General features: G+C 45.3%; 16 protein-coding genes. 7 read left to right on the plus strand and 9 right to left on the minus strand.

Annotated features, from left to right (window positions below; translation table 11 throughout):
• The first annotated feature begins 224 nt into the window (after nt 1-224).
• The gene (locus QUB10_RS27650; RefSeq protein WP_333206395.1) at nt 225-986 is read left to right on the plus strand and encodes a nucleotidyltransferase domain-containing protein; all 762 of its coding nucleotides are present in this window, start codon (nt 225-227) and stop codon (nt 984-986) included.
• Nucleotides 987-1,170: 184 nt separating this feature from the next.
• Here QUB10_RS27650 and QUB10_RS27655 read toward each other — a convergent pair whose 3' ends face one another.
• The 4 genes from QUB10_RS27655 to cobJ all read right to left on the minus strand — a co-directional run bounded on the left by QUB10_RS27655 (nt 1,171) and on the right by cobJ (nt 5,791).
• Nucleotides 1,171-1,956 (minus strand): hypothetical protein, encoded by a 786-nt coding sequence (locus tag QUB10_RS27655; protein WP_333206396.1) that lies wholly within the window; start codon nt 1,954-1,956, stop codon nt 1,171-1,173.
• 748 nt (nt 1,957-2,704) lie between these two features.
• On the minus strand, nt 2,705-3,490 hold the full coding sequence (locus QUB10_RS27660; RefSeq protein WP_333206397.1) for a hypothetical protein: 786 nt from the start codon (nt 3,488-3,490) through the stop codon (nt 2,705-2,707).
• A 199-nt stretch (nt 3,491-3,689) separates the two neighbouring features.
• Nucleotides 3,690-3,836 carry a hypothetical protein gene (locus tag QUB10_RS27665; protein ID WP_333206399.1) on the minus strand — a complete coding sequence of 49 codons (147 nt, stop codon included), beginning with the start codon at nt 3,834-3,836 and terminating at the stop codon, nt 3,690-3,692.
• Between the two features lie 179 nt (nt 3,837-4,015).
• Nucleotides 4,016-5,791 (minus strand): precorrin-3B C(17)-methyltransferase, encoded by a 1,776-nt coding sequence (gene cobJ, locus QUB10_RS27670; RefSeq protein WP_333206401.1) that lies wholly within the window; start codon nt 5,789-5,791, stop codon nt 4,016-4,018.
• Between the two features lie 218 nt (nt 5,792-6,009).
• On the opposite strand from cobJ, the gene QUB10_RS27675 reads away from it, so the two are divergent.
• Entirely contained in the window at nt 6,010-9,933 is a 3,924-nt protein-coding gene (locus QUB10_RS27675; RefSeq protein WP_333206403.1) for a cobaltochelatase subunit CobN, read from the plus strand.
• Between the two features lie 220 nt (nt 9,934-10,153).
• Here QUB10_RS27675 and QUB10_RS27680 read toward each other — a convergent pair whose 3' ends face one another.
• A complete protein-coding gene (locus tag QUB10_RS27680) occupies nt 10,154-10,813 on the minus strand; it encodes a COP23 domain-containing protein (RefSeq protein WP_333206404.1) in 660 nt (219 codons plus the stop codon).
• 325 nt (nt 10,814-11,138) lie between these two features.
• On the opposite strand from QUB10_RS27680, the gene QUB10_RS27685 reads away from it, so the two are divergent.
• From QUB10_RS27685 to QUB10_RS27700, 4 genes are all read left to right on the plus strand, one after another.
• Nucleotides 11,139-12,824, plus strand: coding sequence for an NAD-binding protein (locus QUB10_RS27685; RefSeq protein WP_333206406.1), 1,686 nt, complete (start codon nt 11,139-11,141; stop codon nt 12,822-12,824).
• Between the two features lie 169 nt (nt 12,825-12,993).
• Nucleotides 12,994-14,886: an N-acetylmuramoyl-L-alanine amidase gene (locus QUB10_RS27690; RefSeq protein ID WP_333206407.1), complete on the plus strand. Its 1,893-nt coding sequence runs from the start codon at nt 12,994-12,996 to the stop codon at nt 14,884-14,886.
• A gap of 81 nt (nt 14,887-14,967) precedes the next feature.
• Nucleotides 14,968-15,363 carry an SH3 domain-containing protein gene (locus QUB10_RS27695; RefSeq protein ID WP_333055776.1) on the plus strand — a complete coding sequence of 132 codons (396 nt, stop codon included), beginning with the start codon at nt 14,968-14,970 and terminating at the stop codon, nt 15,361-15,363.
• A gap of 152 nt (nt 15,364-15,515) precedes the next feature.
• The gene (locus QUB10_RS27700; RefSeq protein WP_333206408.1) at nt 15,516-15,686 is read left to right on the plus strand and encodes a hypothetical protein; all 171 of its coding nucleotides are present in this window, start codon (nt 15,516-15,518) and stop codon (nt 15,684-15,686) included.
• Nucleotides 15,687-15,706: 20 nt separating this feature from the next.
• Here QUB10_RS27700 and QUB10_RS27705 read toward each other — a convergent pair whose 3' ends face one another.
• Both QUB10_RS27705 and QUB10_RS27710 read right to left on the minus strand, forming a co-directional pair.
• The gene (locus tag QUB10_RS27705) at nt 15,707-16,267 is read right to left on the minus strand and encodes a Uma2 family endonuclease (RefSeq protein WP_333206409.1); all 561 of its coding nucleotides are present in this window, start codon (nt 16,265-16,267) and stop codon (nt 15,707-15,709) included.
• Between the two features lie 78 nt (nt 16,268-16,345).
• Nucleotides 16,346-17,323 (minus strand): hypothetical protein, encoded by a 978-nt coding sequence (locus tag QUB10_RS27710; RefSeq protein WP_333206411.1) that lies wholly within the window; start codon nt 17,321-17,323, stop codon nt 16,346-16,348.
• 170 nt (nt 17,324-17,493) lie between these two features.
• Between QUB10_RS27710 and QUB10_RS27715 the strand changes: the two genes are divergently transcribed.
• Nucleotides 17,494-18,723, plus strand: a complete 1,230-nt coding sequence (locus tag QUB10_RS27715; protein ID WP_333206412.1) for a CapA family protein — start codon at nt 17,494-17,496, stop codon at nt 18,721-18,723.
• 108 nt (nt 18,724-18,831) lie between these two features.
• Here the strand turns inward: QUB10_RS27715 and QUB10_RS27720 are convergent, their stop codons facing one another.
• Nucleotides 18,832-19,005 carry a precorrin-6A/cobalt-precorrin-6A reductase gene (locus tag QUB10_RS27720; RefSeq protein WP_333206417.1) on the minus strand — a complete coding sequence of 58 codons (174 nt, stop codon included), beginning with the start codon at nt 19,003-19,005 and terminating at the stop codon, nt 18,832-18,834.
• An 8-nt stretch (nt 19,006-19,013) separates the two neighbouring features.
• Nucleotides 19,014-19,154, minus strand: coding sequence for a hypothetical protein (locus tag QUB10_RS27725; protein WP_333206414.1), 141 nt, complete (start codon nt 19,152-19,154; stop codon nt 19,014-19,016).
• Between the last annotated feature and the right edge of the window lie 72 nt (nt 19,155-19,226).

A 19,226-nucleotide genomic window follows, 5' to 3' on the forward strand; every position in this document is an offset into this window, starting at 1 on the left:
GACAGAATACATCTCGAATCTCGCCCCAATTATCTCCGTTCAACCTTATCCGCTGCTGTTTGCGACTGTCAGCGGTTGGCACTTATACGAGTTTCCTTCGGCTAAAAGGGGCGGGTTTACGAGATCGTTAATTTGAGACATATATGGTTGGTAAAACCCGCCCCTACAGGTATTTGCGATTGTTTAACCGGAATTGAAATTAGCATTGATAAAATGTTGAAAAAATGACAGAATACATCTCGAATCTCGCCCCAATTATCTCCGTTCAACCTTATCCGCTGCTGTTTGCGACTGTCAGCGGTTCGCACTTATACGGCTTTCCTTCCGCAGATTCTGACTTCGACTTGCGGGGAGTACACATCTTACCGCTACCGAAAGTAATTGGACTGATTTCTGCAGAAGAAACAATCGAAGTTTCGGAAGTTCGGGAGGGAATGCAACTCGATTTAGTAACTCACGACATCAAGAAATTTTTTGAGTTGCTGTTGAAGCGCAACGGCTACGTGCTAGAACAACTGTATTCGCCACTAATAGTTTACACTACAAAGGAACACGAGGAATTAAAGGATCTCGCCTCAAACTGCATCACCAAGCACCACAGCCACCACTATCTCGGTTTTGCTCAAACTCAATGGAAATTGTTTGAGAAAGAACGCCCGCGTCGGGTTAAGCCGCTTCTGTACGTTTACCGGGTGTTGCTGGCTGGGATTCACTTGATGCAAACGGGGGAAGTTGAGGCGAATTTGGTGAAGCTTAATGATAAGTTCCAGTTGTCGTATATTCCTGATTTGATTGAGCGCAAGCTGGCTGGGGAGGAAAAATCTGTGCTGGAAGATACAGATATAGAATTTTATCAGCAAGAGCGCGATCGGCTACTTAATATATTAGAAGATGCAAGTTTTACAAGTCATTTGCCATCAAATCCTAATGCAAAGGTTGCTCTTAGCGATTTTCTGGTAAAGGTGAGGATGTCATCTGTAAACTAAGCTGTTCTAGGCCTAATTAGTCGTTTGGTGCAACAAGCACCCTACATATTAGTCGTTTGGTGTGCCGAAAATCGCAGAACCTCCAGCCCAGGACGCATCAGTACCAAAAAAACCGGGTTTTTTATCGACATTAAACACCCGAATGGAGTATTTTCATCGTCGCTCAAACCCGGTTTCAAGTGATTTATCTTAATAGATTTGTGTTGGCTGCTTCGCTAAGGGCAGGTAAGCCGATATTTTGATCATCGGTAACTGGTTGGTTTTTTCCGGGTATGTAAATATTCCAACTTACGCCGCCTAAATATGTCTTGATATATGAAGTCAAGGCGTGGATAAATACAACGATGCCCAGCATTTCTAATGACTCTTCAATGTTCACTACTATTTTGTAGGATAGCCCCCACTCTCCCATTGTAGAAGATATGTATCCCCCGACCATTTCCATCCCGATTGCTCCTCCAATATAAAGAGCGCAGGCTGCAACAAACAATTTTTTTGTAGAAACAGGAAGGTGCAACACAAACTTACTGTAGGAGAATAGAAATATCACTACCAGAAAACCGAACGGCACAATCCAAGTAAAGTAAAAAACTCCTGTGGCATTTAGCAGACCTCGCAGCGGGTCAATCAACTTTTCGTGTAAACTCCCAGCTTCATCTAAAGATAGAAATAAAAATATGAATGATAAAATTTTCCAGTGCTTCTTGTAGTAATCGCTATCCAAATTTTTCGCATAGGCGATCACACCCAGCAAGAGAGAACTAAACAGTAATGCCAAACATGAGTATAAGGTTGGAATGTTCTTCTCGGCATCAAGGTTGAAGGCTTTTGTAAAGAAATCTGCCAACTTGGCATTTGGCAAGAAGTACAGACTCATCTGACTTAAGACAGAGAGTAAAGCTAGAGAGGTCACCACTCGAATCAAAAATTGGGTTACAGCCCCAGGAGTTAAAGGAATTTGAAATTTCATGTTTTTTTAGCCGTTATATTAAGCTTAGTTTAAGAAAAGCCTATCAAAAGACAAAAACAATTCGATCTACCTAAAGATAGAGAAGACTCCGGCCGCATATCACTTTTGCAGCCAAGCTAGAAATTGGACTTGGGAGCCAAGAGCCAGGAGCCAGAAGGAAAGAGGAAGAAGTAAGGAGCCAGAAGTAAGGAGCCAGAAGAAGTGTTTTTACAAATATCAGATGCTCCCGAATACTCCTCCGGGTGGATGTTAGATTTTTATAACCGTAAGGTTATCGTAGGATTAAGGAATTTAGCAGACCTCGATCGCCCTTAATTTTATTCTGAATATATAATAATAAAATATTTACTGAGAAGTAAATTACAGCAGATTCCATGTATACAGCATATTTTATGTAGATGTAGATCGCGATCAACCGGGTTTCGAGCAACAGAATCAGTAATGATGCGAGAACTCTAAAGAAACCAGGTTTTGCGCGGTGTACTTCATAAACCTGGAATACGCTGTATATAGCAATCCTTGCATGAGTCATAAACTTTTTACCCCACCCCAATCCTCTCCTTATCAAGGGGAGGGAGTAAGAAATTCACAAATGATGCGAGAATTGCTATATTAGTCGTTTTGTGCGCCGCAGATCACAGAACCTCCAGTCCAGGACGCATCAATAGTAAAAAAACCAGGTTTTTTCTCCTGGTTAAATGCCATAATGCAGTATTTTCGTCGTCCATTAAACCCTGTTTTAAGTGATTCACCTTAATAGATTTGTGTTGGCTGCTTCGCGAAGGGCAGGTAAGCCGATATTTTGATGATCTGTAACTTGTGTATTTTTGCCTGGTATGTAAATATTCCAACTTACCCCGCCTAAATATGTCTTGATATATGAAATCAAGCCGTGGATAAATACAACGATACCCAGCATTTCTAATGACTCTTCAAGGGTTGCTACTATCAGGTAGGGTAGACTCTCCATTCCCGTGGTAGAAAATAGGTATCCCCCGATCATTTCTATCCCGATTGCTCCTCCAATGTAAAGAGCGCAGGCTGTAACAAATAATTTTCTTGTGGCAACAGGAAGGTGCAACACAAACTTACTGTAGGATAATAGAAATATCACTACAAGAAAACCAAACGGCACAATCCAAGTAAAGTAAAGAAATCCTGATTCATTTAGCAGGCTTCGCATCGGATTTATAAACTTTTCGTGCAATTGACCAGCTTCGTCTAAGGATAAATATAGAAATATGAATGATAAAATTTTCCAGTGATTCTTGTAGCGATCGCTATCCAAATTTTTCGCATAGGCGATCACACCTAGCAAGAGAGAACTAAACAGCAATGCCAAAAATGAGTAGAAGGTTGGAAGGTTCCGCTCGGCATCAACGTTAAATACCTTTGCCAAATACTCTCTCAACGGGTATTCCGGCCCGAAGTACAGACTCATCTGACTTAAGAAAGAGAGTAAAGCTAGACAGGTCACCACTCGAATCAAAAATTTCGTTACAGCCCCAGGAGCTAAAGGAATTTGGAATTTCATGTTTTTTTAACAGTTTTCTTAAGCTTTGTTTAAGCGAATTTTATCAAAAGAAAAAACTAATTCGGTCTACCCCAAGACAGAGAAGACTCTTCCGGCTGAAAGCCCTCTTTTTGTAACCGTAGGATGATTGTAGGATTAAGGAATTGAGCAGACATCGATCGCCCTTGATTTTATCCTGGCTATATAATAATAAAATTATTTACGGAGAAGTAAATTCTATCTCTCCCAAAATGAAGCGGAAACCTTTACTATGGTTGAGTCGAGTTCTAAATTCGATCGATGTCTGCCAGAAAAACTCGGCTTCAGGAAGCCGAGCTCCCTCAGTACCGAGGATGTCTATAATCAAAGGCCATCACTCATTAATCGAGAGTGACAACTATGAGATGACATAACAGGCCGATCGCGATCGAGTGATGCGCCATTATTTGTTAACCTAGACTCCCCCCAGCGATATCAAAATATCTCCTTGTCAAAGTCAATTAGCTTTCAGTCAATTGCTGATTTCCGAAGTTTTTGCTGGTTTACTTATTTTTCATACCTGCGCGGCGTGTAAACCCAAACATCTCCATATTTGCGGGGAATAATCCGAGTTTGACTCGAACCGACAATCACTAAAGTTCTCATGTCAGCATCTTGCGGCTGGAATTCACCGAGGGTGCAAACGCGCACAGATTGACCTGGCCGGCCGAGGTTTCGCCCTAGTATGACGGGGGTTTTAGGATCGCGACTTTGCAACAAAATTTCGATCGCCCTTGCGAGTTGCCAAATCCGCTGTTTCGAGATGGGATTGTAAAATGCGATCGCGAAATCTGCGATCGCAGCGGCCGCAATCCGCTGTTCTATGACCTCCCAAGGCTTGAGAATATCCGAAAGCGAAATCACGCAAAAATCGTGTCCGAGGGGTGCTCCGATCGCAGCAGCGGCCGCCTGCATGGCTGAAATGCCCGGTGCCACCCGAATATCGATGCCTTGCCATTCGGGTTTGGCATCAAAGTCGATCGCCTCAAACACCGCTGCAGCCATCGCAAAAATACCCGGATCTCCCGACGAAACGACGGCTACAGATTTGCCGGATGCTGCTAAATCTAGGGCAAAACGGGCGCGATCGATCTCTTCGCGGTTGTCGGAATCGTGCCGATTTTGCCCTTCCCGCAGGGTTCCAGCTAAGTCGAGATAGAACTTGTAACCCACCCAATCCGTGGCTTCGCGCAGAATTTCCTTAACTTCCGGGGACATCCAGGGCGCGCCTCCGGGGCCGGTACCGACGATCGCCAGTTTGCCGCGGCTAATTCCGATCGCCCTAGCATCAAAGGGTTGGGCGGCCAGGGCGATCGCGCAATTCAGTGCGTTTGGGCGATCGGACTCGATTAAGTGACTGTTGGCACCGGCTGCTGTCAGGGCAATTTGTGCGGCCTTATTTTCGATTAATTCAATTGAGTCTAATTCGACAAGTTCGGAGAGATCAAAAAAGCGGACGGGGACTTTAAAATATTGTGAAACTGCTTCAAGTGCCGGATTTCCCATCTCATCTTTTAATGCAAAAAATCCCGCAACGGAAGCTGCTGCTAAACCTGCATTTTCCAAGACTTGCTGCACTAATGAAATCGCTATTTCCGGCTCAATATTCGATAGCTTTGTGAGTGCAACTGCCAGAATTTGCGGATGGTAAACTAAACAATCGGGCGTTGGCGCAATTGCTTTTTCGGTGACGCGAATAGTCAATTTTGCGTCGGGGGCGATCCTCTTCGAGGGCTTCGCTAACGGCAAATTGCTCTCGGAAAGCCAGCTTGCAGCCCCTTCTAGGCGTACTTTTTCCCCTGCGAGCAAATTTGAAATAAAAGTCTTCGCGTCCTCTGGATTCGCTAAATAATAGCCTTGGGGAGGACTCAGCAGCGCGGTGCGAAACCGGATATCTCCGGTGGTAGTAATTGCAGGCTGTACGCCGAGGGCTGCTGCAATCTCTCTGGCCAAATCATTAACGCCGTGCAAACCGCCCAGCAGGGGTACGACAGCGCTTCCGTCTTCTGCGACGGCTAAAACTGGCGGTTCGGCGCGTTTGTCTGACAGCAGGGGGGCGAGGGTACGGATGATTATTCCGGCGGCGCAGATGCCGATGATTGGGGTTTCTGTGGCAAATAATTCCCGCAATGTTTCGCCGAAGTTGCTAAAGTTGATGTCTGTGTTGGAAGTGCGATCGATTAAACCGTAAATCTGGGAACCGGGGAAATGTGCGGAGATTTTTTTGGCGATCGGCTGGCTGTTTTGACCTAAGATAACTATTGCGGGAGGAACTCGAACCATTTTAGATTTTAGATTTTAGATTTTAGATTTTATGAGAGTTGCGACGGAAATTAGGAATTGATAATTGATAATTGGTAATGTAGGGGCGGGTTCGCCAAGGTCTGCAATACAACACCAGAAATCTACTAAACCCGCCCCACCCCCACCGAGGATGCTATCTAATATAATATAACCTAATTAAACCAGGCTACAATCAATAAATATTTCGAGGTTTGGCTGTGAAACGCATTGTCTTAATTGCAGGGTTTGAATCTTTTAATGCTGATTTGTACCGCAAAGCTGCTGAGTTGGCTGTTTCTGGGTGTCAGGGATTGGAAGTGCGGGTTTTTAGCGATCGCGCCCTCGTAGACGAACCCGACGCTGTAGCAGCCGCCCTCTCGAATGCTGATGTGTTTTTCGGGAGTTTGCTGTTTGATTACGATGCGGTAATGTGGCTGCGGGAAAGGGTGCAGAATATTCCGATTCGCCTGGTTTTTGAGTCGGCTTTGGAATTGATGAGTCTTACTCAAATTGGCGCTTTTAAAATTGGCGACAAACCGAAGGGAATGCCGAAGCCTGTTAAGTTTATTCTCGATAAGTTCAGCAATGGGCGAGAAGAAGATAAGCTGGCTGGTTATATCAGTTTTTTGAAGGTGGGGCCGAAGTTATTAAAATATGTGCCGGTGCAAAAAGTGCAAGATTTGCGAAACTGGCTAATTATTTATGGTTACTGGAATGCGGGCGGGGCGGATAATGTTGTCTCGATGTTTTGGATTATTGCCGAAAAGTATTTGGGGCTGAAGGTTGCAGAAATTCCGCCGCCTGTGGAAACTCCCAATATGGGTTTATTGCATCCCGATTATAATGGTTATTTTGAATCGCCTCGGCAATATTTGGATTGGTATCTCGGTAATCAAATGAGTAGAAGCGGGCAAGATGCCCGTTCCACAAAAGAGGCTAGACATATTGATAGAAAGGGTTATAACGGGCAAGATGCCCGTTCCACAAAATTTGAGACTAATTTGTCTGAAAATTTAGACCGGGTTTCTAACGGGCAAGATGCCCGTTCCACAAAATTTGAGACCAATTGGTCTCAAAAAGTGGAGGGAGGAAAATCCCCTGTTGTGGGCATCTTGCTTTACCGCAAACACGTTATCACCAAGCAGCCTTATATTCCTCAATTAATTCGCTATTTTGAAGCGGCGGGAATTGTGCCTTTGCCGATTTTTATCAATGGCGTTGAAGGCCATGTGGCGGTGCGGGATTGGATGACGACTGCTGATGAAACTGCGCGGCGAAAACAAGGCAATATTGAAACTCTTTCGCTTTCTAAAGATGCTGTGGAAGTTGATGCGATTGTTTCTACTATTGGCTTTCCTTTGGTTGGCGGGCCTGCTGGTTCGATGGAGGGTGGAAGGCAGGTGGAAGTTGCTAAGCGCATTTTAACTGCTAAAAATGTACCTTATTTTGTGTCCGCACCTCTGCTGATTCAGGATATCCATTCTTGGACTCGTCAGGGGATTGGGGGTTTGCAAAGTGTGGTATTGTATGCTTTGCCTGAGTTGGATGGCGCGATCGATCCTGTTCCCCTGGGCGGTTTGGTGGGTGAAGATATTTATCTGGTTCCCGATCGCGCGAAACGCCTGACAAGTAGAATTAACAATTGGGTGAAACTACGTCAAACTCCGCCCTCTGAAAGGAAAATTGCGATTATTCTCTACGGGTTTCCTCCAGGTTACGGTGCGGCGGGTACGGCTGCTTTATTAAATGTACCGAAATCGCTGCTAAATTTCCTGCACAAACTTCAAGCAGCAGGTTATACAGTTGGAGAAATCCCGGCTGACGGTGAGGAGTTAATTCGCAGGGTGAAAGAGGCGGATGAAGCTACCTGTGACGGGCAAGATGCCCGTACCACAAAAGAGACTGTTAATGTCAAAACTTTAGAAAAATGGCTGGGCTATCTGTTAACAAGTCGTATCGAAAAACAGTGGAAATCTCTGACTGGTACGGGCATTAAGACAGACGGCGACGAGTTCCAAATCGGTGGCATTCAACTGGGCAATGTTTGGATAGGTTTGCAGCCGCCGCTGGGAATTTCGGGCGATCCGATGCGCTTAATGTTCGATCGCGATTTGACACCTCACCCTCAATACGCTGCTTTTTACAAGTGGCTGCAAAATGATTATCAAGCTGATGCTGTGGTTCACTTCGGAATGCACGGCACTGTTGAATGGTTGCCGGGATCTCCTCTGGGAAATACTGGCTATTCTTGGTCGGATATTCTGTTGGGAAGTTTGCCGAATCTTTATATCTATGCTGCCAACAATCCCTCGGAATCGATGTTGGCAAAACGGCGCGGTTACGGTGTTTTGATTTCTCACAACGTGCCGCCCTACGGCCGTGCTGGCTTGTACAAGGAATTGATGGCTTTGCGGGATTTGATTGCGGAATATCGGGAAGATACGGCAAAGAATTATGTGCTGAAAGAGGCTATTTGTAAGAAAATTTTAGATAGCGGTTTGGAGGCTGATTGTCCGTTTGAGGATGCTCGAAAATTGGGGATTGCTTTTAGTTTTGAGAATGTGGGAATGTTCAGTGCTGATGCTTTTAACCGCTATTTGGTGAAGCTTTATGAGTATTTGCAGGTGGTGGAATGTCGCTTGTTTTCTTCTGGTTTGCACGTTCTGGGGGAACCGCCTAATTCTGAGGAAATGACCTCTTATCTTGAGGCTTATTTTGGGGATAGGTTATCACAGGAACAGGTGCGTGAACTGGTTTTTGAAGAAAATGAACCACAGAGGCGCAGAGGGCGCAGAGAGGAAGAGAAAGAGGGGTTTGATGGGGTTTTTGAGGAGGGTTTGTTGGTGCGGGATTTGTTGTGGCAAACGACGGATGAGTTGACTAATCTTTTGCGGGGTTTGAATGGGGAATATATTCTGCCTGCACCGGGTGGGGATTTGTTGCGGGATGGGGCTGGGGTGTTGCCAACTGGCAGGAATATTCACGCTTTAGATCCTTATCGGATGCCTTCTCCGGCTGCTTATGAAAGGGGGCGCGAAATTGCTCGAAAAATTATTGAGAAGCACCTTGAGGAACAGGGTAAATATCCTGAGACTGTGGCGGTGATGTTGTGGGGTTTGGATGCGATTAAGACTCGCGGGGAGTCTATTGGAATTCTGCTAGAATTGGTGGGGGCTGAACCTCTAAAAGAAGGTACTGGCCGCATTGTTCGCTATGAATTAAAACCGTTAGCTGATGTCGGTCATCCCCGGATTGATGTGTTGGGAAATCTTTCGGGGATTTTCCGTGATAGCTTTGTGAATATTATTGAATTGTTGGATGATTTGTTCGTGCGGGCGGCGGATGCTGATGAACCGGAATCGGAGAATTTTATTCGCAAACACGCTTTAATTTTGCAGGCAAAAGGTGTGCATAATTATTCGGCGAGGTTGTTTTCTAATCCGGCTGGGGATTTTGGTTCTTTGGTTAACGATAGGGTTGTTGATGGTAGTTGGGAATCGGGGGATGAGTTGGGGAAAACTTGGGAAAGTCGCAATGTTTTTAGTTACGGCAGGAAGGATAAGGGGGAAGCGAGGCCGGAGGTTTTGACTCAGTTGTTGCAAGGGTGCGATCGCATAATTCAAGAGATTGATTCTGTTGAATACGGTTTGACTGATATTCAAGAGTATTATGCGAATACTGGCGGTTTGAAGAAAGCGGCAGAAAAGCAGCGCGGCAAAAAGGTTAACACGAGTTTTGTAGAAAGTTTTTCTCAGGATACAACGCCTCGCAATTTAGAAGATTTGCTGCGTTTGGAATATCGAACTAAGTTGCTAAATCCTAAGTGGGCTAACGCTATGGTCAATCAAGGTTCTGGCGGCGCTTATGAAATTTCGCAGCGGATGACGGCGTTAATTGGTTGGGGCGGAACGGCTGATTTTACTGATAGTTGGGTGTACGATCAGGCGGCTGATACTTATGCTTTGGATGAAGAGATGGCGCGGAAGTTGCGGGAGGCAAATCCTGAAGCTTTTCGCAATATTGTAGGGCGAATGTTGGAGGCTAACGGGCGCGGTTTTTGGGTGCCGGATGCGGATAAATTACAGCAATTGCGAGAGTTGTACGAGTTGACAGATGAGAAGATTGAAGGGGTGACAGTGTAGTTTTTTTAGTCTAAATGTTTAGGGGCGGGCTAGAAGCCCAACCCCTACTCCCCACAATAGTTTCAAAATTTGTCAGGTGCAAGCATTGGAATTAATATTACCCACAGCCAGGACACGGCACTGCCGTTTCCCTAGCATTAATCGCGGTAGGGACACGGCACTGCCGTGTCCTCTATGTCATGTCTGAATGCAACCGGGAACGATATTAGAGGCGCGGCTATTAAATACCCCGATCGCCCTGCGGTTTTGCTACAGGAACTGACGGTTTATTGTTGGGAGAATTAAAAGCTCGATCGACCATATCTCCAAAGGGAACAAACTGCGGTGCAGACGATTGAGCTCCGGTTCTGAACGTTGTAACTGGCCCGCTGCCGTCTTGGGCAAAATTAATCAATCTCGTTAAAGCATCACCGGGATTTTTAGCATTGCGCTTGTCTAAGGTGAACAGCAGATTTTGAGAGTTGCAGCGCCCCTGTCCGTTCACATAACAAACTACGGGCAAATTATTAACAATTCCTGTTGTTAACTGCAAGCTGCTCAGTCTTCCGCCATTCTGGGCAACAGCTTTGGTCAATCTATTGGAAACAATTTGACAGCGCTGCCAAGGTGTATATTCGCGGCCGAACTCGGTAGATTTCCACAGAATCATTGGATCAGTCGTGACATTTCCGCGCCGCGCAATTGTGACAAAATTCCGACCGGAAGTAACGCACTGAAATGTTGTTCTAGTGGTATTCCAAGAGTTGCTGGCTGGAGCTGCTTGCACTTGGCTTGCAAAGGCGACAGTACCGGCGAAAACTAAAGCGGATGCTAATAAGGGTGCAGTCAATTTCATAATAACTCCTGCCGCTAAGGCAGCTAAATTTATGTAGGAAGTCATAGTTGTAGGGACAGGGCAGTGTCCTGTCCCTGCCTATTCACATTCCGCTGGTTGGCTGTCGCACCCGGATATTTTTCAAATATTAAATCAGGTTAGTTGCACCTCATGTCTGTAGGTACATGGCAGTGTGGTGTGTTTATTTCAACACTGGGAAAGGTGGCTTTAGGAACACGGCACAGCCCTTTCTTTGTTTCCAACACTTTGAGACTGTGGCACAAGTTTCCTAGATAGTCTTTTTAGCTACATTCTGTAAAGCCAGGAGAGTCAACAATGGTAAGTAAAACTACAAAGCACAGCTCCGAAATCGGCTGGCAAATAACTTTTTATGAAACCTCGAATCATTGTTTGCGGGTTGGGCCACACGGGACACAAGATTTTTTGTTTGTTGAGACAGCAAGGAGCGATTGTGGTTGGTATTAGCGATCGCCCAATTCGCGGCGAAACTTCTGATGTGGTTGTCGGCAATTTGCAAGCAGCTTCTACCTTGTTGGCGGCGGGCATTCAAAACGCTCACACTTTAGTAATTGCAGGAGACGATGATGCTGTGAATTTGGCAATTTTGATGCAAGCGAGGATTCTCAATCCTCAGATTCGCATCATCAACAGATTGTTCAATACTAGCTTGGGCGACAGGATTGACCACACTTTGCCCGATCACACTTCCATGAGCGTTTCATCATTGGCGGCTCCGGTTTTTGCTTTTGCCGCTCTCGGAAGTCAGGCGATCGGGCAGTTGCGTTTGTTCGATCGCACTTGGCCGATTCACGAAGAATATATCGATGAAACACATCCTTGGAAAAATCGAAAACTCAGCGATTTGTGGGACGATCGCTCGCGAATGTTGATTTATTATCTGCCCGCTGCTAACAAAACTGATTTAGTATCGGCGGTGCTTGCCGATCGGCAGTGTCAACAGGGCGATCGGCTAATTGTTGCCACTCAGCCGACTCTCCACAGCCCCCAAAAAACTTTAACTCAAAAACTGCTCAAAACATTAACTAGGCTGCACAGATTTCAGCAGCACAGCCAAGCAGCAGTAATTGTTGTACTGACGCTGCTGGCAATGATTGCCGTTGCTACCGCCACCTATATTTGTGTTGACGAGCATATCTCAATTGTTGATTCTCTGTATTTTTCAGTAGGGATGATTACCGGAGCCGGAGGCTATGAAAAAGTGGCCGAACAAGCTCCTGAAAGCATTAAACTATTTACAGTTATCATGATGTTAGTTGGAGCGGGCATCATCGGCATCTGCTACGCACTCCTCAACGATTACGTATTGGGAACTCGCTTTACCGAATATTGGGATGTGGCGCGAGTTCCGCAGCGCCATCATTACATTATTTGCGGACTCGGAGGAATAGGTATCCAAATTGCTAAAGAACTGCACACTAACGGTTACGATATTGTGGCGATCGAGCAAGATCCGAACTGCCGGTTTCTGAACACGGCTCGCTCAATGAAAATTCCGGTCATTCAGGGAAGTGCTAGTTTGCCGGCAACTCTGGAAGCTGCTAATGTTAAGCAAGCGGCCGCACTTTTGGCGGTAACTAGCAGCGATATGTCTAATGTCGAAATTGCCTTGAGCGCTAAAGGATTGGCCCCAAAACTATCAGTTATTGTTCGCAACCAAGATCCACATTTTGCTTTAATGGTGCAGCAAGTTTTTGAGTTTGAAGGAGTTTTGAACCCGACGGAATTGGCGGCTCCTGCTTTCGCGGCGGCGGCGATTGGAGGCAGAATTTTGGGCAACGGAATGACTGCTGATAGTCTATGGGTTTGCTTGGCCACATTGATTACGCCAAACCATCCTTTCTGTGGCCACCGTATTCAAGATGCTGCTAAGTCTGCGGATTTTGTGCCTCTGTATGCCGAAACTAAGGGTCAAACTATTCACGGCTGGGATTTGCTGAATTGTTGTCTGAGTGCGGGGGATGTTTTGTATTTGACGATGCCTGCGAATCGGTTGGAGCAACTGTGGAGAACGACCTCTGAACTAATTAAAACTTAATGGTTTGACGCGGGAATTTATATTGCCGATCGCTCAATTGCAACTACAAACCTGATAAAATGGGCCCTGTATAGTAAATAGGACTTACGGCTAATGCTCAGAAATCCGGTTTCTTAGGCCAAGTTCTAGTATGAATAACCAACAGAGTCTCAATTAGTTACGGTTTAGAATGAGAAAATTTTTAGCATTATGTGTGTTTGGGCTGATAATGGCGATCGCCTCTGTAGCTGTGGCGGCTCAACCTTTGTTCGTCTCTTATCCTCCAGCCAACCACAAAACTACAGCCGATCGCATCTTTTTAATCGGCACAGCGCCGGCAACGGGACAAGTGTTAGTAAATGGCAACCAAATTTCTCGCACCGCATCCGGGCATTTCGCCCCGACATTTCCGCTGCAACTCGGCGAAAATCTCTTTACCTTGCGTTACGACAATCAGGAAGTCAAAATTAAGGTGACGCGCGAGTCGAATCAGCCGGAAGCCCCTGTAGGATTGGCTTTTGCTAAAGATTCCCTGACGCCGAAAGTCGATGTCGCGAGTTTGCCGGGGGAATATATTTGCTTTGGGGCGATCGCACCTGCGAATGCTCAAGTTTCGGTAAAATTGGCGGGAGTTACTATTCCTTTAAAAGCGCGATCGCAAGTCGAACTACCCGACAACGCATCTGTACTGTTAGACGCAAATTCCCCCATCAAAAAAGGCGGCAGCCAACAGTATCAAGGCTGCGGTAAAACCCCCCCTAACCCCCCCTTAGTAAGGGGGGGCAATGAGTCTAATCCCCCCTTGCTAAGGGGGGGCAATGAGTCTAATCCCGCCTTGGCAATGGGGGGCAATGAGTCTAACTCCTCGGTACTAAAAGGAGAAAAAATTGATTTAGGAGTACCTGTATTTGAGCTAACAATGAACGATAAAACTATCAGCCAGCAGGGTACTGGCAAGATTTCTATTCTTTCTCCTGCTGACTTAGAAATAGCAGAAGTAACGGCCGATCCGGGTGTTGCCCGAACCGGGGCGAGTACAGATTTTTCTCGGATGACACCGCTGCCGAAGGGAACGCGAGCAACAATTATCGGGCGCGAAGGAGAATGGCTCAGACTCGATTACGGTGCTTGGATTAAAGCATCGGAAGTGCGAATTGTCAAGGATACAGTGCCTCCGCGATCGATTATTCGCAGCGCCAGCTCGCGTCAAGTTTCCGGCTGGACAGAGGTGTTATTTCCCTTAGAAACACCCGTCCCAGTCACCGTGCAGGAAGGAGAACGCACTTTCACTTTAACCCTGTACAATACTACCGCTCAAACTGATATTATTCGCCTCTCGGATGACCCAGTAATTTCACGTTTAGAATGGCAACAAATCGCGCCACTGCAAGTACAATATACTTTTAATCTCAAATCTGCCCAGCAGTGGGGCTATAAATTGAGATACGAGGGCACAACTTTAGTGCTGTCTTTAAAAAACCCGCCGACGAATACAAGCATGATACCTGTCTCGCAAGCAAAACCGCTGTCGGGAATTAAGATTCTCATCGATCCGGGACACGGCGGGCCGGAAGATGGAGGTGCTGTGAGCCCAGTGGGAATTAGGGAAAAAACAGTAGCTTTAACGGTGTCGAAATTGGTGCAAGAGGAATTGGTAAATCGGGGCGCGAATGTGCTAATGACGCGGGTAGAAGATGTCGATTTGGATTTGCCGCCAAGGGTGGAAATGATTCAAAAAGAAGAACCTGCGATCGCAATTTCAATTCACTACAATGCTTTGCCGGATAACGGCGACGCGATTAAGACTAAAGGCGTCGGCGCTTTCTGGTTTCACCCGCAAGCGCACAGTTTGGCAATGTTTTTGCACAATTATTTAGTTGCCAAGTTGAACCGTCCGAGCTATGGTGTATTCTGGAACAACTTAGCCATGACTCGTCCTGCCGTTGCTCCATCTGTTTTAATGGAATTGGGATTTATGATCAATCCCGAAGAGTTTGAATGGATTGTGAATCCGACAGAACAGAAGAAGTTAGCCGAGGCGATCGCCCAAGGTGTTACCGAATGGTTTGCCTCTGTCAAATAACAGTTAGTAGTAAGGACTGAAGCCCTTCTCAAAAAAATTATAGTCAGGACTTCAGTTCAGCCAATCCAAGGAAATGAAATAATGCTAATTTTCACTCAATCAAAAGCCTTTTTTATTGCAGCCGTAGTTGCAAGTTTTAGCTTCTCACTTTACAGTTTTCCTGTTTTCGGCAAGCAGCAAAGTCTGGCTCCCGCAAAAGCAGAAGCTTTAAAAAAGCAAACTCAATGCTCGTTTATTACTGGTGAAGGTGGCGCTATTAACATTCGCAAAGGCCCAGGCAATCAGTACCCAGTTGTTGCTAAATTGAAAAGGGGAGACGGAGTTAGGGCTGTCAGCAGACAAGGTAAGTGGGTGAAAATTGCGGCCCGATTTTCGGGTAATCCTCCTAATGAAACTTTGACAATCCTTGACGGTTGGGTGAGCAATCAATTTATTAATGGCTGTTCCGAAGACCAATTTGACAGGTGGCGGAAATAGGGAATTTCGTAGGGGCGGGTTTTACAGACAATATATGTAGGGGCGGGTTTTACAGACAATATATAACGAGTACAAACAATCTATATAAACCCGCCCCCACACCACCAATAACCTACATGAACCTTGATTTCGATCGCAGTAGAAAAACATAGATGGGGATTTACCGTTGGGTGGGGGCGGGTTTACTATATTGTCGATTATTAACAATTATTGTCGGTGAAACCCGCCCCTACGTTCGGCGGTTGAAACCGCAACTACACTTGCCTTGCCTCGGCGCAACGCGAGACTTTAAAAAAGGAGATTTAAAACCGGATGTCATGTAAAAAAAGTCGATCGCCCTGATTCATTGTTGCATTCTCAACCAGCTAAACACCTGTTCGGCGGTGATATTCAGGGGAATCATTTCGGGCACAGGAAGGACATCGCTACCTTCGCAGAATTGCGGTTGTTGGTTGGGCAAAAACGCTAGAATAGATCGATCGTCTGGATCGATTAGCCATCCCAACTGACAATTATGTTGAAGACAGTGAATAATTTTTTTAGTTACGCGATTTGAGCTTTGTTGTGGCGAGAGAATTTCGATCGCCCAATACGGCGCAATTAGCACATCATCCAATGGTTCACCGCTCTCATCAAATTGAATTTGTTCCCACAATAGTACCGCTATATCTGGAACAATCGATCGACCGCCAAAGGTGCACCGCAACTCTGGAAAAGCATAAGCTATCTTGGGAGTTTGCGTCACCTGATTAATTTCGTTGCAGGTTATTAATTGCAATAGGCTGTGCTTTGTTTTCGGCATAGGTTTTTGGAGAATCTCCCCCTCAATATATTCGCTGGCAGGTTTAGTTTCTGGCAGTTTTAGAAATTGTTCAAGAGTAAGGCGCTCAGTTGCGATCGTCATAAATAAATTCCTCAATGCTACCTATCTTCAGTGTAATCCAAAAAATATTTATCTTGCATAAAAATGGTGTAATATCGCCTAATTTTGCAGAACAATCTGCTGTTTAAACTCAAACAAATTAGGATTAGTAGGGTCATAAAAAGCCCGCAACCAATGCACGTTTGGAGAACCAAAAGTTTCAACTCTCGTAAAATTTTTCATTCTCGGTAATTGAGTTTCATCGGTAAAATATGGTAAAGGTTTATCGATGCGGAAATAGTGAGTATCGCCGTGGACGAATACAACCTGCCCTGGGAAATTGCCTGTTTCTGTTTCCAGAGTTGCGATAAAATCGTTGTAGCCACTTCTTCTTTTGTCCGTCGGATCGAATTCAAATCCCGGATTTGCCTGTGCAACTAACACAATTCCTTTGCTATTGCTGCGTTTAGCTAAAGCAAAACATTCTTTGATCCAGGCTAAGTTAGCCCAATTGCGATCGGCATATTCTGCATCTGCTTCGGGAGTGCGACCAAAATTGTTGTTGCTTCCCGGCATATTAATCGCGAAAAACACAACTCCATGATAAATCCAGCGAACATTTTCGCGGAATTTAGCAAACTGCGGGTTTTCGCTTTGACGGGTGAGAATTAAGGTGCGCTTTCCCAAACTTTGATTACCGTTGCTAAATATTTCCCGCAGTTTAGCGAGTCTTTCTACTGGATCGTAACTGCCGTTTTTTGAACGGTGGCAATCCGTCCATTCATTATCGCCATAGGCAAGAATAAACGGTATCTCAAAATTGTCAAATAACTGCTTACGGCTGACAAAAGTTGCATCATCGCAGACACTAGAACCGTTTTTAATGTCGCCGTCGTGGACTACAAACGCTGCGGGCGATCGATTGATATCTGCAATCAAACTCGGAAATTGTGCTTCCTGTTCGGCACTGTAGGGCAAATCGCCAATCAAAGCAAATTCAAAAGGTTTATCTGCCGAACTTTCAGCATAGCTCAAAGTACCTAAACCGATAACCGATGCCAAAATTATAAATCCAATAATCAAATATTTTTTAAACATTCCTTCTCCAGTAGCCAGCAAACCATCGATATCCTAACAAAACTTGCGAACATCTCTGTTTTCTTCTTTTCCTCTGTGTTCTCTGTGCTCTCTGTGGTTCAAAAAAAAAACCTGCCTAAATTGCGATTATTAATGATACCATAAACACGATAAATTACTATAGATAAATTATGAAATTTCCCCCGACGCTCTCGGTAATAGCTGCATTTTTAATGGCTAGCTGCAATATCCAACCCCAAAAAATCAACCAGCAAACCAACACACAGCCTACAGAAAGTCGTAGCTTGCGGGGCGGGACGCCATCGCCAATAGCAGCCCCTGTTCCCGCCCAACCCAAGTCTGAGATCAAAGAAGCAAAACTAATTGCTGTCGGTGACATTATGATGCACAGTACCCAAACGCGATCGGGCTACGACGCAAAAAAGAAAACATACAATTTTGACACTTTCTTCGCACCAGTTAAAAGTATCCTGTCAACAGGCGATTGGGTGATCGGAAATCTCGAAACACCTTTAGCGGGCTCCGATGCGGGCGGATATACGGGATATCCGCTATTTAACGCACCGGCTCAATTAGCTGATGCGGCTAAAAAAGCTGGATTTAATATCTTGACAACTGCAAACAATCATGCTTTAGACCGTGGAGAAAAAGGCGTAATTAGGACGATCGCCAATCTGAGCGATCGCAAAATTGCCTCAACAGGAACAGCCACATCTACCGCCGAGGCTTCACGCACTTTAATCAGCACCAAAAACAACATTTCATTAGCCAAGCTAGCCTACACCTACGGCACAAACGGCATTCCCATACCCAAAGGCAAAAATTACTTAGTTTCCCTAATCGACGAAAAAAAGATAGTCAAAGACATTGCCAAAGCCCGCAAACAAGGAGCAGATATTATCGCAATTTCCCTGCATTTTGGGGACGAATATCAGCGACAGCCAAACACCCAACAAAAACAATTAGTTGAAAACCTATTAAAAGCCGGTGCAGACATCATTCTCGGCAGCCATCCCCACGTCGTCCAACCTTACAAAATTTTTAACTTTCCCGGCAAAAATGGCAAAAGCCGCAAAGCTGTAGCCATTTATTCAATGGGAAACTTCATTTCCGGTCAGAATAAAAAATATACAGACTTAGGCGTGATTTTGCAAGTAAATATTCGCAAAAAATTTCCCGAAAAAACCACAGAAATTACCGATGTAAAAACACATCCTACTTGGGTACACCGCTATACTCAGAACAATAAAACTAACTATCGCGTTTTGCCCTTAGAAACAACAGTCAGCCAGAAAAAAGATGCACTGCTAGCAACTTCACAGTATCCTGTTTTAGCAAAATATTTGCAGGATATGAACAATCATCTTAACTCTTTGAATACTCAGCAGAAATCAGAGTAATTGGTAATTGCGCTTCTGCTCCCTCTTCCTTCGCGTCCTACCCTACCCTTCACCGAACCCCTGCGGGGAACGGGAACGGCTTCGCCGAACGCGTCTTCGCGGTTCAATTCAATTCAGCTGCTGAATTAGCCAATAAATCGCCCCTTCAAAATCAGCAACCTGCTCAACAGCGGGAATCTGCTGGCGCTGCACCATCACAACCGGAATTCCCAGTTCCCTAGCCGCAGCAATTTTAGCATAAGTAGCATTGCCACCGCTGTTTTTGCTAACAATTGTATCAATTTGATATTCTAATAGTCATTGCCGCTCGTCTTCCAATCAAAAAGGCTCCTTGCTAATAACAATTTACCGTTAGGAACAGGAGTATTTAGTGCAGGAGGATCGATCGCCCGCCTCAAAAACCAAATAGTCACTGATGTAGGGTGCGTCAATCGATTTTAGATTTTAGATTTTAGATTTTAGAGGCGACCCCACGGATAAATGCTCTTTCTTGAGGATTTTCG

The organism is Microcoleus sp. B5-D4, assembly GCF_036705145.1.
GTDB lineage: Bacteria > Cyanobacteriota > Cyanobacteriia > Cyanobacteriales > Microcoleaceae > Microcoleus.

What these genes read in the sequence shown, in the direction of transcription:
- QUB10_RS27695 (WP_333055776.1), top strand. Translation starts at nt 14,968, where the DNA reads ATGCTAATTTTCACTCAATCAAAAGCCTTTTTTATTGCAGCCGTAGTT.
- QUB10_RS27710 (WP_333206411.1), bottom strand. Translation starts at nt 17,323, where the DNA reads ATGTTTAAAAAATATTTGATTATTGGATTTATAATTTTGGCATCGGTT.
- QUB10_RS27715 (WP_333206412.1), top strand. Translation starts at nt 17,494, where the DNA reads ATGAAATTTCCCCCGACGCTCTCGGTAATAGCTGCATTTTTAATGGCT.
- QUB10_RS27660 (WP_333206397.1), bottom strand. Translation starts at nt 3,490, where the DNA reads ATGAAATTCCAAATTCCTTTAGCTCCTGGGGCTGTAACGAAATTTTTG.
- QUB10_RS27685 (WP_333206406.1), top strand. Translation starts at nt 11,139, where the DNA reads ATGAAACCTCGAATCATTGTTTGCGGGTTGGGCCACACGGGACACAAG.
- cobJ (WP_333206401.1), bottom strand. Translation starts at nt 5,791, where the DNA reads ATGGTTCGAGTTCCTCCCGCAATAGTTATCTTAGGTCAAAACAGCCAG.
- QUB10_RS27680 (WP_333206404.1), bottom strand. Translation starts at nt 10,813, where the DNA reads ATGACTTCCTACATAAATTTAGCTGCCTTAGCGGCAGGAGTTATTATG.
- QUB10_RS27700 (WP_333206408.1), top strand. Translation starts at nt 15,516, where the DNA reads ATGGGGATTTACCGTTGGGTGGGGGCGGGTTTACTATATTGTCGATTA.
- QUB10_RS27655 (WP_333206396.1), bottom strand. Translation starts at nt 1,956, where the DNA reads ATGAAATTTCAAATTCCTTTAACTCCTGGGGCTGTAACCCAATTTTTG.
- QUB10_RS27690 (WP_333206407.1), top strand. Translation starts at nt 12,994, where the DNA reads ATGAGAAAATTTTTAGCATTATGTGTGTTTGGGCTGATAATGGCGATC.
- QUB10_RS27705 (WP_333206409.1), bottom strand. Translation starts at nt 16,267, where the DNA reads ATGACGATCGCAACTGAGCGCCTTACTCTTGAACAATTTCTAAAACTG.
- QUB10_RS27650 (WP_333206395.1), top strand. Translation starts at nt 225, where the DNA reads ATGACAGAATACATCTCGAATCTCGCCCCAATTATCTCCGTTCAACCT.